Source organism: Butyrivibrio sp. AE3006 (assembly GCF_000424165.1).
In the GTDB taxonomy this organism is placed as follows: Bacteria; Bacillota; Clostridia; order Lachnospirales; family Lachnospiraceae; genus Butyrivibrio.
Genome location: NZ_AUJJ01000024.1, coordinates 1 through 17,332, shown reverse-complemented (window position 1 = coordinate 17,332; position 17,332 = coordinate 1). Strand labels below are relative to the sequence as shown.

At 40.8% G+C, this 17,332-nt stretch carries 13 protein-coding genes; all 13 read left to right on the top strand.

Annotated features, from left to right (window positions below):
- Positions 1–1,035, top strand: a complete 1,035-nt coding sequence (locus G603_RS20305) for a glycoside hydrolase (protein ID WP_155832674.1) — start codon at positions 1–3, stop codon at positions 1,033–1,035.
- A gap of 27 nt (positions 1,036–1,062) precedes the next feature.
- A complete protein-coding gene (locus G603_RS0112680) occupies positions 1,063–2,583 on the top strand; it encodes a sensor histidine kinase (RefSeq protein WP_026670459.1) in 1,521 nt (506 codons plus the stop codon).
- A 9-nt stretch (positions 2,584–2,592) separates the two neighbouring features.
- On the top strand, positions 2,593–3,804 hold the full coding sequence (locus G603_RS0112675) for a response regulator transcription factor (RefSeq protein WP_026670458.1): 1,212 nt from the start codon (positions 2,593–2,595) through the stop codon (positions 3,802–3,804).
- Positions 3,805–3,906: 102 nt separating this feature from the next.
- Positions 3,907–5,493, top strand: coding sequence for an extracellular solute-binding protein (locus G603_RS0112670; protein WP_035793143.1), 1,587 nt, complete (start codon positions 3,907–3,909; stop codon positions 5,491–5,493).
- A gap of 17 nt (positions 5,494–5,510) precedes the next feature.
- Positions 5,511–6,419, top strand: coding sequence for an ABC transporter permease (locus tag G603_RS0112665; RefSeq protein WP_051207833.1), 909 nt, complete (start codon positions 5,511–5,513; stop codon positions 6,417–6,419).
- Positions 6,420–6,431: 12 nt separating this feature from the next.
- A complete protein-coding gene (locus G603_RS0112660; RefSeq protein ID WP_026670455.1) occupies positions 6,432–7,310 on the top strand; it encodes a carbohydrate ABC transporter permease in 879 nt (292 codons plus the stop codon).
- Between the two features lie 9 nt (positions 7,311–7,319).
- Positions 7,320–8,153, top strand: a complete 834-nt coding sequence (locus G603_RS20300) for a sulfite exporter TauE/SafE family protein (RefSeq protein ID WP_051207831.1) — start codon at positions 7,320–7,322, stop codon at positions 8,151–8,153.
- Positions 8,150–9,253 (top strand): radical SAM/SPASM domain-containing protein, encoded by a 1,104-nt coding sequence (locus G603_RS0112650; RefSeq protein WP_026670454.1) that lies wholly within the window; start codon positions 8,150–8,152, stop codon positions 9,251–9,253. Before G603_RS20300 ends, G603_RS0112650 begins: the two co-directional genes overlap by 4 nt.
- Before the next feature lie 233 nt (positions 9,254–9,486).
- A complete protein-coding gene (locus tag G603_RS0112645; protein ID WP_026524267.1) occupies positions 9,487–10,761 on the top strand; it encodes an SLC13 family permease in 1,275 nt (424 codons plus the stop codon).
- A gap of 280 nt (positions 10,762–11,041) precedes the next feature.
- Positions 11,042–11,968: a DUF2156 domain-containing protein gene (locus G603_RS0112640; RefSeq protein ID WP_026670453.1), complete on the top strand. Its 927-nt coding sequence runs from the start codon at positions 11,042–11,044 to the stop codon at positions 11,966–11,968.
- A gap of 30 nt (positions 11,969–11,998) precedes the next feature.
- Positions 11,999–15,085 (top strand): SpoIIE family protein phosphatase, encoded by a 3,087-nt coding sequence (locus G603_RS21600; RefSeq protein ID WP_051207829.1) that lies wholly within the window; start codon positions 11,999–12,001, stop codon positions 15,083–15,085.
- Between the two features lie 11 nt (positions 15,086–15,096).
- The gene (locus G603_RS0112630; protein ID WP_026670452.1) at positions 15,097–16,401 is read left to right on the top strand and encodes a GGDEF domain-containing response regulator; all 1,305 of its coding nucleotides are present in this window, start codon (positions 15,097–15,099) and stop codon (positions 16,399–16,401) included.
- Positions 16,402–16,515: 114 nt separating this feature from the next.
- Positions 16,516–17,154, top strand: a complete 639-nt coding sequence (locus G603_RS0112625) for an MBL fold metallo-hydrolase (protein WP_026670451.1) — start codon at positions 16,516–16,518, stop codon at positions 17,152–17,154.
- The last annotated feature ends 178 nt before the right edge of the window (positions 17,155–17,332 follow it).

Sequence of the window (17,332 nt, the reverse complement as noted above, 5' to 3'; positions counted from 1 at the left end):
GTGAAACTGGATAGATCATATTTTGAAGATATACACGGAGCGGTTTATTTTCCCGCGAGAGCATATAACGCTTATCAGACATTTACTATGTTTGATAAGGCCGAATTTGAGAGAGATTTAAGATATGCAGAATCAGTAAAAATAAATGCCTACAGACTTTTTGTAAGCTACCATTTTTATCTTGAGGACAGCAACAGATTCTTTGAGATAATAGAGACCATGCTTCAATTAGCAAGTAGACACAATGTCCGCATTATGCCTGTGCTTTTTGAGGACTGCGGAATAGAATTCGATAAGAAAACCGCAAACGATAGGAACCCATATACAGCTGTATGTGTGAGATATCCCGGAAAGGAAATAGATCGTAACCCTGAAAGATTCCATGAGGCAGAGGTTTACTTAAGTGATTTTATGGAAAAATACAGGGACGATCAAAGACTCCTTGCAATCGAAATTATGAATGAGCCCCACAAAGAAACCGGAAATGTGGAATTTGCAAGATACATCGCTGAGTATGTAAATAAGATAAGAGGCAGCGTCCCGCTTACCATAGGATGTATCATGCCGGTTCATAACCTGTACTTTGCAGATATCATAGATATCTATCAGTTCCATGATAATTTCCCTACATCACTGGAGGCATTTAAGGGCGTAGTCACAGAAGCGAAACATATACAAAGTGTTACAGGAAAGCCCTTCTGGATAACAGAGTGGCAGCGTCTTAGAGAAAAGGGGGCAGGCTGGGGACAGGCAGATATCCCTGAGGAGTATAAGCTTCCAAAGCTTTCATCACTGGCAGATATCATAAATGAAGCAGGGATTGGAAACTTTTTCTGGTCTCTTATGGTTAAGCCTGCGTATCTGCCTGAGCAGAGAATTAACGGCACATTCAACGGAATGTTTCATGAGGATGGAAGCGTTTACAGTGCAGAGGATTTTAAAAAGGTATCCGGTCAGGATATTGAAGTAAAGGAATATAGTCAGCTTCCAAAGTGGTATCAGAAGGATTTAGATGAAATTAAGAGCAATAACTAAGCAACACAGATCGGAAAGAGGTTAGGAATGAAGTTTAAAGCAGCATATTATGTAAAGGTATTTTTACTGATAATAGTACCTTTTTTGGTTCTGACCTCTTTCTCAATAATAAGCTATCAGAAGAAGGTAATAGAAAAGGAACTCCTTTATATCGATGAAAAGACAAGACTTGCCGAGCTGCAAATAACCAAGATTTTTTCAGAGATGGACAGCATAGCAAAGTCGGTAGTCATAAATGATCAGATAAACGATATTCTTGAAAAACCAAAGAGTATAGTCACCTATGAAGGCTATCAGGCCTATAAGACAATCGATTCATTTTTGAAAATGTCCACGGTTTATACCAGTTATCAATATGGGATTACTTTAGTTACTCCGCGCTACACGTACAATAGTAACGCGGAGTACAATGCTGTTCTGAGCATGGACAGCGATATTGTAACAGAAGGTGTAAATGCCAAGGGCGGCAAGGTTATAAGAGGTGATGGAAAACGCATAAGCCTTGTAAGAAGCTTTTATCGAAAGGGCAAGCTCCTTGGAGTTGTGATCATTGATGTAAATCTGTCATATATTCATAAAATACTGGAGCCCTTTGGAGAGAGCCAGGATCTGATCTATATTCTGGATGGTCAGGGCGATATTATTTTTGAAAATGAAATCGCAGGAAGTCAGTCTGAGATGGGGACTCCCTTTGCACAGATAAAAGATGATGCAGGCGGAAAAATAAAATGGAATAACAGGACCTATCTGATGCAGCCCCACAGAGATTTGGAGGATGATATTTCAGTTATATTCCTGGTGGAGGCCGCAGAGGTATACAGGGATTCCACAAGGATTCTTATTATTTTCATAAGCTATTTTGTGCCCTTTACCATACTGATAAATATAGTGATCATCCGTCACAACAGAAAGATCGAGGAGAGCAAAAGACAGTACGAAATGAAGAACCTGCAGACGCAGGTAAATCCGCACATGATCTACAACACCTTAAATACGATTACAAACCTCGCGCAGCTCCAGGGAGTTGAAAACATAGAGGAGGTTTCGTCCTCCTTTGCGGGGCTCCTTAAACTCATTTCTAAGAGCAAGGGCGAATTTATAACTCTAAATGATGAGATAGAGTATATCCGAATGTATATCAATATCAAAAAGTACAATATGCTTTACGACTTTACTTTTGATGCTGATATAAGTGATGAGGCAGGAAATGCACCAATATTAAAGCTTTTGCTGCAGCCGCTTGTGGAGAATTCCCTAAATCACGGCTTTACTGAAATTAGTCTTCAAAAGAAATACCGTGTGTTTATAAGGGCAGAGATCAAGGACAATAAAATGATTATAGACATTGAGGACAATGGAGTCGGAATGTCTAAGGAGCAGCTTGAGCATATTCATGATAAGGATAGAGCAAATGGCAACAAATTTTTAAGTGTTGGTGTATCAAATGTTTACGAGAGACTAAAGTTAACCTACAAAAATCAGGCAGTTTTTAATGTAAACAGCCTTGAGGGAGAAGGAACGGAAATACATCTGGAATATCCGGTGTAAGGGGGAAGTATGTATAGCTTAGTAATTGCAGATGACGATATCATAATGCTTGGTAAAATTGCCGGGTATCTGGAAAAAAAGTGTGAAGATTGTGTCGTCCTTGCCAAATGTATTAATGGTGGAAGTGCTTTGGAGGCAGTAAGGGAATATAGTCCTGATCTGCTTATTCTTGATATGGATATGCCTGATATGATGGGAACTCAGGTGATTAAAGACTTGTCTGATGAGAAAATCATGCCATCGACACTAGTACTCAGTAACTACGATAACTATGAGTTTGTCCGGGAGGCGATGAAATACGGATCCTACGATTATCTGTTGAAGCACCAGCTGACAGAGGAAACTCTAAGAGACAAAATTCTCGAGATACGGAAGGAATCTGAGAAGAAAGAACATAAAGAAAATATGTACCAGCAGATTCGAGGTGTGGCCTTGAGTCGTATGGTGACGGATCTTTTCCTTGAGCAGTCTGATGAAGATAAAGCAAAGGAGATAGAGAACATCCTTGTGGATGGAAATCCTGAAATGGGCAGGAAGTATGTCTGCAGCTGCATGCGAATTCCTGATAACGCCGGAGCAATGCAGACCTCGCTTGTTATTGATAAGAAAAAGCTTGTTCGAGGAATTTTATCTATAGCAGATACTGTATATGGAACCATAGGTAACGGCGTAGTCTGTCACATGGGCAGAGGAGAATTTGTAGTCCTTCATGCCTATCAGGGAGACAAGGCTGATGCAGAGATAGAAAAAGAGGTCGCTGCATATACGCTAACTCTTATCAGTAATGTTAAAAAGCTTCTTGCAATTGAGCTTCCATACGCGATAGGTTCAGTTAGTGAGGAGATGATAGAAAGCTATCAGCTTGCCCTTGAAAAGCTGGAGGAGCAAAATCTTGACGGTTTGTCTGAATATGTCAAAGACACAATTGCGTACATTGATAAATGTTATAGCAAAGATATAAGTCTGGAAACCGTTGCAAAGGAAATCCATGTTTCACCTTCGTATCTGTCGAGACTCTTTAAGCGGGAGATGGAAATGCCCTTTACCGAATACTTAAACAGCTTCAGGGTAAAGAAAGCAAGACAGTACATGGAAGAGGGAGAACACAACCTTTACGAGATTTCCGAAAAGACAGGTTTTAACTCCTACAACTACTTTTTAAAGGTCTACAAGGAGTACACAGGACTCAGACCTTCAGAATGTATACAAAAGACAAAATAGTGTAGTTGATGGACAAGGAATTGTGATGACCTCCATAGGGGTGACAGTTATACTGTAATTGCGGTCGACCAAATTGCAAAGAAGTTTATTTGGAGGGTTACAATGAAAAAAAGAATAGTAGCATTGGCAATTGGGGTAAGTGTGCTTCTTGGTACATTAAGCGGATGCGGAAGTGCCGAAGCAGATAAAAATGTTTCCGAGGTTACAGCATCGACAGGTGCATCTACAGAAAATCTGAATAAAGAGGGTTTCCCTATCGTAAATGAAGAGATTACATTAAGGGTATTTGGACAGCAGGGACCTGCTCAGCAGCCCTGGGATACAATGTCCATGTGGAAGAAGTATCAGGAAATGACAAATATCAAGCTTGATTTTACAGATGTTCTTTCAGCTGAAGGCTATGATGAAAAGAAGAGTCTTATGTGGGCCAGCGACGATTATGATGATGTGTTTGTCAGAGCCTTTCTTACCAATACTGAAATCGTAAAATACGGAACAATGGGAATCCTCATTCCTCTCGAGGATATGCTTGATGAGTATGCACCTAATATTTCAAAGCATATTCAGGAAAATCCCGCAATTCTTTCAAGAATCACAGCACCGGACGGACATATTTATGCACTTCCTGCACTTATTGATCTAACAGCAGCTCGCGACGAAAAGTTCTGGCTGAACAAAGCATGGCTCGATGAAGTAGGACTGGATGTACCTAAATCTCTTGATGATCTTGAAGCTGTGCTTAAGGCATTTAAGGGCACCGACTTTAACGGCAACGGTATCGATGATGAGATACCTATGAGTGCTTCAGATGCTGATACTCTTATCAGAAGATTTGCAGGCGTTTGGGGACATCAGTGGCAGTTTGATACATGGCTCGAGGTAAAGGATGATAAGGTTGTTTCTTATCTTACCGATGACAGCTTTAAGGAAGAGCTTATGTGGTTACACGACATGTACGCTGAAGGCCTTATCGATGAAGAGGTATTCACTCAGGAATATGCAAAGTATCTTTCAAAAGCATCAGGAAATCTCCTTGGACTTTTCTTTAACCAGGCTGATGATGCCTTTGATTCCACAGATTACATTGGTATTTCACCTTTTACAGGAGCAGCAGATAAACAGTATGTTCAGTCAGCTCCTATAGCCCGTGATAACGGCGTATTTGCCATAAGCAGTGATTGCAAATATCCTGAAGCAGCGCTTCGTTTCATCGACTACTTCTACGGTGATGAAGGCTCAATCATGATGAGATACGGCGTTGAAGGTGAGAACATGTACTTCGATGAGGATGGAATGCCCAGATACAACGATGGTATTCTTGATAGTCCTAACGGTAGCGGAACAGAAATCGGTAAGTTCACAATCTGGCCGGGCGGTGGCGCTCCTCAGCTTGTCAATGAGGTAAACTGTGAGGCAATCGCTTCTAAGAATACTCTTGAGGCGCAGGTGGCACTGGATCCTTATGTTCCCGAAAATATTTATTCAGCTCCGCTTTTCACAGAAGAGGTAAATGACAGAGTTACAGTGCTTTGGTCAGATATTGAAAGCTATGTTAAGACAACAACAGCACTGTTTATAAGAGGCGAAGAATCCTTCGATTCATGGGATACTTATGTTCAGACCCTGAAGGACATCGGTATCGATGAATGGGTATCAATCTACCAGGAAGCCTATGACAATATTAAATAAAGGAGAATCACATCAACATGAAGAAGTCATTTCGGAAGAGATTCTTTTCTAAATGGCAGTTGATAGTGATGTTTCTCATACCGTTCATCTGGTACATAGTGTTTTGCTATGTACCGATGTACGGAATTCAGCTGGCTTTTAGAAACTACAATCCAAGGCTTGGTTATCTTGGAAGCCCCTGGGTTGGACTAAGATACTTTAAGCAATTTTTTTCTTCGTACTATAACATAGACATTATCTGGAACACAGTATCCATCAGCTTATATTCTATAATCTTTGGTTTTCCGATTCCCATATTACTGGCTATCATATTGAACGAACTGCCGGGAGTGCACTTTAAAAAGGTGCTACAGAATCTGACTTATGTTCCGCACTTTATATCAGTTGTTGTTTTGTGCGGTATGTTATATCTGTTTCTGTCACCTCAATATGGTGTTCTTAATACCTTTTTGAACTTTTTAGGGGTTGAATCCATTGGTTTTCTGGAATCCAACAAATACTTTAAGGCTGTGTATGTCCTTTCCGATATATGGCAGGAGAGTGGATGGAATTCTGTAATCTATATTGCTGCACTTGCAGGAATTGATCCGGAGCTCTACGAGGCTGCGAAAATTGACGGAGCAGGCAGACTTAAACGAATTATTCACGTTTCCTTACCCGGAATAGCGCCTACGATCGTAACGCTGCTTATCCTGAGAATCGGACAGGTTATGACCATTGGTTTTGAAAAGGCATATCTTCTTCAGAATAATCTGAATATCAGATCCAGCGAAATAATATCAACCCTTGTTTATAAGCAGGGTATTTTGCAGGGAAGCTATGGCTATGCAACAGCAGTCGGACTTTTTAACTCTGTTATCAATCTGGCACTGATAATACTTACAAACAGGATTTGTAAGAAATATTTTGAAATAAGTCTGTGGTAATGGAGATTAGCGATGAAAAAGAGTTTAAATGATAGATTATTTGATTACGTAATTATTTTTATCAGTGTCCTTATCATGATCATGGTGGCGTACCCGCTTTACTTTGTCATCATCGCCTCCTTCAGTAAGCCGGAGGCAGTTCTTTCGGGACAACTGACCTTTTTACCTGTGGGATTTAACGTAAAATCCTACCAGATGGTTTTTCAGGAGCCAAAGATATGGATAGGCTATAGAAATACCATAATCTATACCGGACTTGGAACTGTTATAAACCTTTTGCTAACGACACTTTGTGCGTTTCCGCTTTCAAGAAAGGACATGCCATACAGAACACTGCTTACGTTTTTAGTGTCCTTTACCATGCTCTTTGGAGGCGGTATGATACCTGTTTATCTGGTGGTTAAAAATCTTGGAATCACTGACAGTATCTGGGCCATGGTAATTCCTAACGCACTTAATACCTACAATATGCTTGTTATGAAAAACTATTTCCAGACAAGCATCCCGGGAGAGCTGCAGGAGGCTGCATCCATAGATGGCTGTAGTCATTTTCAGACACTGATACATGTGGTTCTTCCCTTATCAAAACCAATACTTGCGGTAATTACGCTATTTTATGCAGTACAGCACTGGAATGCGTTCTTTAATGCAATAATTTATCTTCGAAACGAAAAGCTATATCCTTTGCAGATTGTTTTAAGAGATATCCTGTTACAAAACAGTCTTGAGGCCGTGGGCGGCGATATGACCGGTATGTATGAAAAGGTTATGCAGGGCGAAACCATGAAATACGCACTTATCATTGTGGCAAGTGTGCCGATTCTTGTCTTTTATCCTTTTGTACAGAAGTATTTCACAAAGGGAATCATGGTTGGAGCTGTAAAGGGATAAAGGCTGAAAATGGAATATGTTATTATTGCAGTTATTTGCTTTTTGGCTTCACTTGTGGGCTCTATCTGCGGCATTGGCGGAGGAGTGATAATAAAGCCTGTACTGGATGCTGCAAAAGTTTACAGTGTTTCTGTAATAAGCTTTTTGTCCGGATGCACTGTGCTTTCAATGACAGCATATTCAATAGCAAGAGAAGCGGGAAAAAGCAGATTTAAGTCTGCATCAAATGAGATGATAATCCTTGCTGCAGGCAGCATAGCAGGCGGTGTGATCGGAAAGAGCATGTTTACTGTGCTTTTGTCTGATATTGGTAATGACTTCCTGGTTGGAGAGCTTCAGTCACTGGTTTTATTTGTGATTACTGCAGGAACCTTTATATACACACTGTTTAAGGTAAGGATAAGTAAAAAGAAAATTACAGGACTGGTCTGGATTTTTACTATAGGCGCAATACTTGGCGTTATATCAGCGTTTTTGGGGATTGGCGGAGGCCCGATAAATATTGTGGTTCTTAGCTACTGTTTTTCCATGAAGGCAAAGGAGGCAGCGGAAAGCTCCCTTTTTATAATATTGCTCTCACAGCTGGCTTCCTTTGTAACAACCATTGCAACTGGCACTGTACCGAAGGTAGATGTGGTACTTCTTTTAATGATGGTGGCAATGGGGATTTCAGGAGGCATAGCAGGCAGAAAAATAAATGATCTTATAAATCAGAAGTCTGTAGACAGACTGTTTATGCTGCTTTTGGTGGTGATCATGGGGATAACCCTATACAATTTCAGGCATAATTTCATCCTGCTTACGGGATACGAAAATGCCATATTGTCCGTAAATACAAAATGAAAAATATTTCGATAATGATAAAGCCTGCATCTTCTCTGTGTAATTTGCGCTGTGAGTATTGCTTTTATGAAGATGTAAGCAGTAAGAGAACTGCTTCATCATGCGGAATTATGAGGCAGGAGACGGTAAATAAAATAATAGATAATGTGTTTTCCTGTATGAATGAGAAGGATAGGGTTTCCTTCGTTTTTCAGGGAGGAGAACCGACTTTGGCAGGGCTCCCGTTTTTTCTACACTTTACAGAAGAAGTGGAAAAGAAAAAGGGCAGCGTTTTAGTAAGCTATGCAATCCAGACAAACGGCATTCTATTGGATGAGAGCTGGTGTAAGTTCTTCAAAAGGAATAATTTTCTTGTGGGAATTTCTTTGGACCTCCTCCCGGAAATTCATGATAGATACAGGAAAGATACGAATGGGAACGGCACCTATGAAAGAGTAAATGCAGCAAGAAAGGTGCTTGAAAGCTATGGCGTAGAATATAATATCCTTTCTGTACTTACAGATGACCTCGCAAAGGAACCTGAAAAGGTTTGGGATTATCTGTGCAGAGAGGATATAGGGTATACGCAGTTTATTCCATGCCTTGGAAAAATAGAGGGCGAAAAGAAGTCTTGCCGGCTGAACCCCTGCAGCTTTGCAGGCTTCTATAGCCACTTATTTTTCCTTTGGGCAAAAGCTTTTAAAGCCGGAAAGTACAGGAGTATTAAGCTTTTTGATGATCTGATAAATTTGCTGGCTTACGGGAGGCAGACAGCCTGCGGAATTACCGGCAGGTGCCATCCACAGCTTGTAGTAGAAGCAGACGGAAGAGTGTTTCCTTGCGACTTCTACGCTCTTGATGAATACTGCATTGGGAATCTTGCCTGTGAGAATGTTGAGGATATATATAATAGGGCTGCAAAGAGCAGCTTTATTATGCGGGATAGTGCGGATGCTGATGTTTGCATTGGTTGTCCGTACTTACGAATCTGCCATGGCGGATGCCTCCGAATGAGGAAAGAAGTTTGTGGTTTTGACGGCGAAAATGAGTGTGGATACAGGCTTTTTCTGGATAATTGTTTACCGGAGTTACAACAAATTATACACAGTATTTTGAATTGACACTAAATTCTAAATCTGTTATTTTATTTTTTAGTGAAAGGGAGTAGTTATCATGCTTTGGCATGTTGCATATTCGTCAGTACGGGATTCATCCCCGGATACGCTGTAATTAACGAGACTTTCGCTGCAAATGCAATGCAGCGAAGGTCTTTTTTTATCCGTAAGATAAAAAAAGCACTTCGTAAGATGCGTAGCTGATAACAATTTCACCCTACAACCGAAAGGAAAACAAAATGAAAACTCTGGCAATCATCTTATTTGTGTCAATGTATGTGTGCCTTATAGCTTTTCCCAAGAGAAGAGCTGTTACCGCACTGATCGTTGCTGCTATCTATGTGGCTACAGGAATTCTTCCTGTTTCTCAGATTGGAACAGCAGTTGACTGGAACGTACTTTTAATGATATTTGGAACGCTCCTTCTTGTTGACTACTTTATCGAATCCAAGATGCCCAATCTTATCGCTGAAAAGCTTATGGATCTGGCTCCTAACGTTATGTGGGTTACCATATTCATGTCCCTTTTCTCAGGCCTGATATCTGCATTTATCGATAACGTGGCAACCCTTCTCATGGTAGCGCCCGTTGGCCTTGCTATTTGTAAAAAGCTTAAGATCAATCCTGTACCCATGATCATTTCAATTGCGGTTTCATCAAACCTTCAGGGAGCTGCAACACTGGTTGGTGATACCACATCCATCATGCTGGCTGCAAAAGAGTACGCCAACATGGACTTTAACGATTTCTTCTGGATGGACGGACGCCTTGGTATTTTCTTCGCTGTAGAGCTTGGTGCTCTCCTTACAGTTCCGATTATGATGTTCTTGTTCAGAAAGGATAAGGAGCCCGTTGAAGCAACAGAGAAGACAGTAGTAAAAGACTATGTTCCCACGATCATGATGGTTGCTCATGTAGTGCTTCTTATGGCTGCTTCATTTATCCCTGAAAAGCCCGAGATCACAAACGGTATGATCTGCCTTATCTGCTCACTTATAGGTATGGTCTGGGAGTACTTTAAGGATCATGATGCTGAGAGAATTAAGAGAGTTGTTAAGAGCCTTGACTACGATACAGTTCTCCTTCTTACAGGTCTCTTTATGGTAATCGGCGGAGTTAAGAACGTTGGTCTTGTAAACGATCTTGCAAACCTCATCGTAACAGTTGGCGGCAATAACCTGTTTGCACTGTTCACAATAGTTGTTTGGGGATCAGTACTTATATCTGCATTCATCGACAACATTCCCTATGTTGCAACAATGCTTCCTATTCTTAAATCCGTTACAGCAACTCTTGGAGTTAATCCCTGCCTTCTGTACTTCGGACTTCTGTGCGGTGCAACTCTTGGAGGTAACATCACTCCCGTTGGAGCAAGCTGCAATATCGCAGGCGTAGGAATGCTTAGAAAAGAAGGCTACGAAGTAAGCTTTAAGGATTTCACCAGAATCGGTATTCCTTTCACACTTGCAGCCGTAATTGGTGCTTATGTATTCCTCTGGACACTCTGGAGATAATTTAAGATTTGAATATTGATGGAAACAGCTCTGTGGATCAAGTCCCGGAGCTGTTTTTTGCTGCACAAGACCGGCAAGCGAATGGATGCTTGCATACAAATTCATTTGCCGGTCGTAAGAACATGGAGCACGAAGTGCGGAATGTTCGTGTGCGAAATCGAGTAGGAGTCAGCCTACTCGATTAAGTTTATTAGAATTGTTTTATACAATTTTAACAAAAGTAATTTACGAAATATGGTAATATAAACTAGAAGAAATATGAAATCAGGAAAAGGCAAAAATGAATAATAGTGAAAACAGCAAGCTTGAATTTGCGCAGATAACGCTCGATGATCTGCAGAAGATATATAAGTATACTTCAAAATACGGAGAGGGATCATGTCAGCATTCGCCGGTTAGTATGTGGTCCCTGTCAGAAAAGTACGGAGATGAGTATTGCATAGAGGATGATGTGTTATACATCCTCAGAAAAAATCTATGCGGCGATGAATACAGAGTATATCTTGCACCCATGGGCGAGGGTGATAAGAAAGAACAATTTAAGAGAATAATGGCTGATGCCGCTGCCTACGGGGAGAAGGTCAAATTCATCTCACTTACAGAGAACTGTAAAAATGTGTTGGAAGAGATATTTCCGGGTGAATTCGTTATAGAAGAAAACATTGATCTTGCGGAGTATATGTTTACCACCAAGAGAATGTCTACTTTTTCCGGAAACAGCTTAAGGAAGCGCAGATCAGAAGCCAATACCTTCTGGAATATTTATGGTGACAGGGCACAGATCAAACTCATAACACCTGATGATTTTCCTGAAATATTGCAGTTTGAGAAAAAATGGATTGAGAGCAAGGCAGATAAAAGCTATTTATATGCCTTGAGAAGAGAATCCAGGATGATAGATAAGCAGCTTCAGCATTTTGATGAGCTTGGACTATCCGGAATCGTACTTAGAATTGACGGTGTAGTTCAGGGCTTTGGCTATGGCGGTAAGCTTAGTGATACTTTCTATGATGCCATTATAGAAAAGGGTAATCGAGAAATACCGCATATTTACAAGGTGCTGAGACAGGAGTCTGTTAAGCAGTGTGCCATGGAATGCGAATATGTAAATATGGAAGAGGACGTCGGAATAGAAGGCCTTCGCGCATTAAAGAATTCCTATAAACCGGAATATTTATTACATAAATTTATTGCATCATACAAATAAACAAAATTTTTCTTAAAGAGGGGAATCGTTTTGAATTATAAAAAAGAAGGTTTAGCGACACTAGGGCTTATTTTTATTACTTTTCTTGCAGCTATTCAGTATATTTTTCTTCAAAATGTGCCGGATACTGTATCTACCTTTGCGTTTGTATGCATTACAAACCTGATAGGTATTCTTATTCTTGGTCTTGTTCAGTTTAAGAAGGCAATCGGGCTAAAGAAAAAGACCCTGTTAAAGGGCATAGTCTTTGCGGTTGAGCTTACAGGCTTTAACTACTTTGTATTACTTGGCTCAAAAAATCTTGACGTTGTCATCGTTTCAAGCGTTGTCAGTCTCTATTTTATCTTTATTACACCACTTTTAATGCTGCTTAAGAAAAAAGTCAGCTTCTTCTCATCCATAGCTTCAGTAATTGCGGTTATCGCGCTGCTGCTTATGTTTGGGGCAGACACCGATGCGCTGTTTTCATCAAAGGAAGTAATTTATCTTATTCTTGCTGACATATTCTTTGCATCCTACGTTGTCAGCGTATCAATTCTTGGAAAAGAAGAGGATTCTACCCAGCTGACAATGGCACAGATGATCTTTTCATCTATATTTGCTTTCGCAGGCTGGGCCATTCAAAGTGCTGCATCCAATACCGGAATGTCTATTCCAAAAGAGATCAGTTTCTGGGTGAGCGCCCTGTTTATGGGTATATTTATTCGTGCTATATATGGCCTTTTGCAGATTAAGTGTCAGAAATATGTATCAGCATTGAAGGCTTCTCTTATTTTTTCAGCTGAAATCATAATAACCTTGGTGACTAATCCTATACTTAGCAGGCTGTTCGGAAATCAGTACACACCGGCTACGGGTTTCCAGATTATAGGTGCATTTTTGCTAATCATTGCAACCCTGATGGTTGATGAAACTATCATGGCGAAGATTGGTTATGAGGATATTCTTGAGACTGATGATGAAGATGCTGCATCAGGTGAAGGCAAAAAGGTTTCTGTTGCAAGAAAGGTTATTCTGACAACCCTTACCTTTTCACTTGTTACGCTGATTTTATCAACGCTCATCTGTCTGTCTGCGATTCATTTTATCAGAGAGGATGCGGTAACAGGTTCTAAGGAGCTTGGTTTAAATGCCACAGAGATAAGCACATCAGCCATGATGGATCAGCTTGAGGAGAAGATTTCGAATCAGGCAAGAGATAAGACGCTGCTGGCAGAGCAGAAGCTTGATGCTTATTCGGATGCTGTTTTAACTGCTGCATCTTATGCTCATCTTTTGTATGCAAATAAAGGTGATTTTCCTAAGATAGAGGTTAATAAACCTATCAAGGAAAATGCCGGCAAATGGGTTATGCAACGAACCATTGCTAATCCTGATATATCCTATGATAGCCTTGTGGAAGAAAGTAAGCTCCTTGGAAACATGGAGAAGATTTTTGAGCCCTTAAAGGATAATATTCCAAACCTTGTAACTATTTATATGGGTACAAATAACGGTCTTCTTGTGAGCTATGATCCCAATTCCGACAACAGTGAGACTGTTGGAGAGGGGTACTATGAATACAGAGAAACCGGCTGGTGGGAAATGGCTAAAAGCGGCAGTGGTGCTAAGTTTACTGATACCTACCAGGATAGCTACGGAAGAGGTCTGACCATTACCTGTGTTGCCCCCTTTACTGATGAAAATGGTGAGTTTGCAGGCTGCGTTGCCATGGACGTTCTCATGAGCGAGCTAAATGAAGCCATGGTAAATGACGGAATCGTTATTCCAAGTGAAGCTGTAATGATTGATTCTAATGGCGGATATATCGCAGGAAGAGAGATTGATCCTTCCCTTGAAGATATGGGCAGTATTTTTGATGATGACAAGAATCCGGCTCTTAGGATCGCAGGTAAAGAGATTCTCTCAAATGAGAGCGGAGTTTTAAGTGCGGGAGAAGGCGAAGATGAGAATTATATCGCTTTTTCAACCATCTCATCTACAGGCTGGAAGCTTTGTATCATAAGTCCTGTAAGCACAGTAGTTAAGCCTGCACAGACAATTCACGACAGTATTGATGAAAATACAAGTAACGTGGTTAATTCCGTAATACGAGGAATACTTGGTGTCATCCAGAGCTGCCTTGTTCTTATTGCACTTATTTTGCTTGTGGTTACATCTGTTGCCGGTATTATTTCCAGAAAAATTTCTGATCCTCTTAAAGTACTTGAGAAGGACGTGCGCAGCATAAGCGGCGGTAATCTGGATAACAGAACAGAAGTTGATACCAATGATGAGATCGGAAGCCTGGCAAGATCCTTTAATAACATGGCAGATTCTCTTCAGAAATATATTAAAGACCTCAGAGAGGTTACCGCTAAAGAGGAGAGAATTGCCGGAGAACTTGCTATTGCTACTGATATTCAGGCAAGTATGCTTCCGAGGAATTTTGATGAGATCTCTGAGCATAAGGAATTCAACCTTTACGCAACCATGACTCCTGCTAAGGAGGTCGGCGGAGACTTCTACGATTTCTTTATGATAGACGATACGCACCTTGCTCTTGTTATGGCAGATGTTTCAGGAAAAGGTGTCCCGGCTTCACTTTTCATGGTTATTGCTAAAACTCTTATCAAAAACAGAGCGCAGCTTGGCGGAAGTCCTGCAGAGGTTTTAGAGTATGCCAATGAGCAGCTCTGTGATGGAAATGATGCAGAGCTTTTCGTTACAGTTTGGCTCGCAATCATAGATATAACAACAGGAAAAGGAATGGCAGCAAATGCCGGTCATGAGCACCCCGCTATCAGAAGAGCAGGAGGAGAATGGGAGCTTATTAAATATAAGCACTCGCCTGCTGTTGCAATTTTCGACGGTGTTAAGTTCATGGAGCATGAATTTGAGATACATAACGGCGACAGCCTCTATGTATATACTGACGGAGTACTTGAAGCTACGGATTCAGAGAACAATTTCTTTGGCGAAGAGCGCCTGCTTAAGGCCCTTAACGGCGATGAAAATTCCGAGCCAAGGGTTGTCCTTAAGAATGTAAAAGCTGCAATTGATGAGTTTGTTGGCGATGCACCGCAATTTGATGATATTACTATGCTTGGATTGGTGTGGAACAGTAACGAAACATAACGGTTAAGCATATGAAAAAAATTTTAATTGTAGATGATGAAGAAATAATGCTCATGCTTGCGGAGCGTGCTCTTGGTAGCCATTATGAGACTATTCTTGCACATTCCGGCGCAGAGGCGGTGGATCTTTATTTTAAGGATCAGCCGGATCTGGTTCTTACGGACCTGCGTATGCCGGAGATGTCGGGATATGAGCTCCAGAGTACGATTCACTCAAGGAGTGATGCTGATACGCCCTTTATTTTCATTACTTCAGATGAAAGTGATGAGAGTGAAAGCAGAGGGTTTGATCTTGGTGCGGCTGATTATATCAGAAAGCCCATAAAAGCCGAGGTTCTTCTTAAGCGTATAGAGAGAGTTCTCGATAATGTCGATGAGAACAATCGTCTTCGAAAAGAAGCTCAGCTGGATGCCATGACGGGACTTTATAATAAAGCCACAACTGAGAGGATTCTTGGAGACATTGTCAGTAAAAAGCGTGGAATGCTTCTGGTGCTTGATCTTGACAGCTTCAAGCTTATTAACGATATCCATGGTCATGAGATGGGTGATCGGATTTTGATTGTCTTTTCAGAGCTTATAAAATCATCAATTCGTGCAAATGATATTGCCGGAAGAATCGGCGGTGACGAGTTCGTTGTTTTCTGCGAAAATCTTTTTGATATAACTGCCATAGAGCAGAAGGTAAATGTTTATAACGAAAAATTGCTGGAGGCAGCAAGAGCCTACATGGGTCAGGATATGAACATCCCCCTTGGCTGTTCCTGCGGTGCCACAAAGGTATGGGATCTTACACAGGACTACCTTACTGTTTTCTCAAAGGCTGATGCAGCGCTTTATAAGGCAAAACAGGAAGGTAAGCATTGCACACACTTTTATGAGAAGGATTCCGAGACTGAGTCTGAAGCAGCCATCAGTGATTTTAGGAATCTTAAGATGATATTTGGTGAAAGAAATCAGTCAAGAGGCGCATTTGTAACTGATACTGAGAGCTTTAAGACTATATACAGATTTATGGTCAGGCTCATATCCAATTATCAGGTTGATACCAGAATGGTTATCTTTACACTGACAGGAAGCGAAGGGCAGGAACTGTCCGACGCTACAGAAAAATTCATGGATGTAGCAACTTCTAATCTTCGAAGCAGCGATGTAGTTTTAAAGCATAATCACAATCAGGTAATAATGCTTATCATGAAGGTGGATGTGGAGAAATACACGATCCCTGTAATGAGAGTTCTTGCTGCATGGAAGAGAGATGGAATCCATGGCATTTCAGTGGGCTTTGAAGCGGAACAGCTTGAATGTGACGTGTAATCTTCATAGATGTTAAATAACCCCCTTATCTTGTGGCTTAACATGTGATAAAATACTGTTTGTAGTGTTTGCTTTATATCACTACGAAGTAACTAAGAGGGGTATGAAGGTTTTATGACAGAAAATATACAGGTCTTTACGCAGAGCAGCATTCGTATTCAGACTAGGCACGGCGTTATCTACGTTGATCCTTTTCAGATGAAGGACGAGCCTCACGATGCTGATTATATTTTTATTACTCATGATCACAGTGATCACTTTTCCAATGACGACATCAAAAAAGTAAGGAAAAACAGTACTATTCTCATAGTTCCAGAGAAGATTGGCAAGCTGGCCAATGTGCTTGTTCATGACCAGGATAGGCTTATTGTGGTTAAACCCGGTATTTACAAAGAGGTGGATGGACTGGAATTTGAGACCATTCCTGCCTACAACAATATTAAGCCCTATCATCCAAAGTCAGCAGGCTTTGTTGGTTATGTTTTCAGAGTGGATCATAAGAGAATCTATGTGGCAGGAGATACCAGTCTTACCAAGGATGCACAGAAGGTCAGATGCGATATAGCCCTTGTTCCTATCGGAGGCACTTATACCATGGATGCCAAGAAGGCAGCGGAGCTTATAAACATTTTGAGACCGGAGGTTGCGATACCTACACATTATGGAAGTATCGTCGGCAAAAAATCAGATGCTGAGACATTTAAATCACTGGTTAAACCGCCTATAAAAGTAGAGATAAAAATGCAATATTGATATATAATGATATAGGTGTCAAAAGTCAAAAATGCGTACATGCTTGCATGTTAAGCAGTTTGACTTTATGACCCGAACAAATATGAGGAATTAGCAATTTACGCAGTAAATTAGCGGTTTCCGAATATTTGTAGAATTGCGAGAGTTTCGAAGAAACGGAGCAATTCGTATATCATAT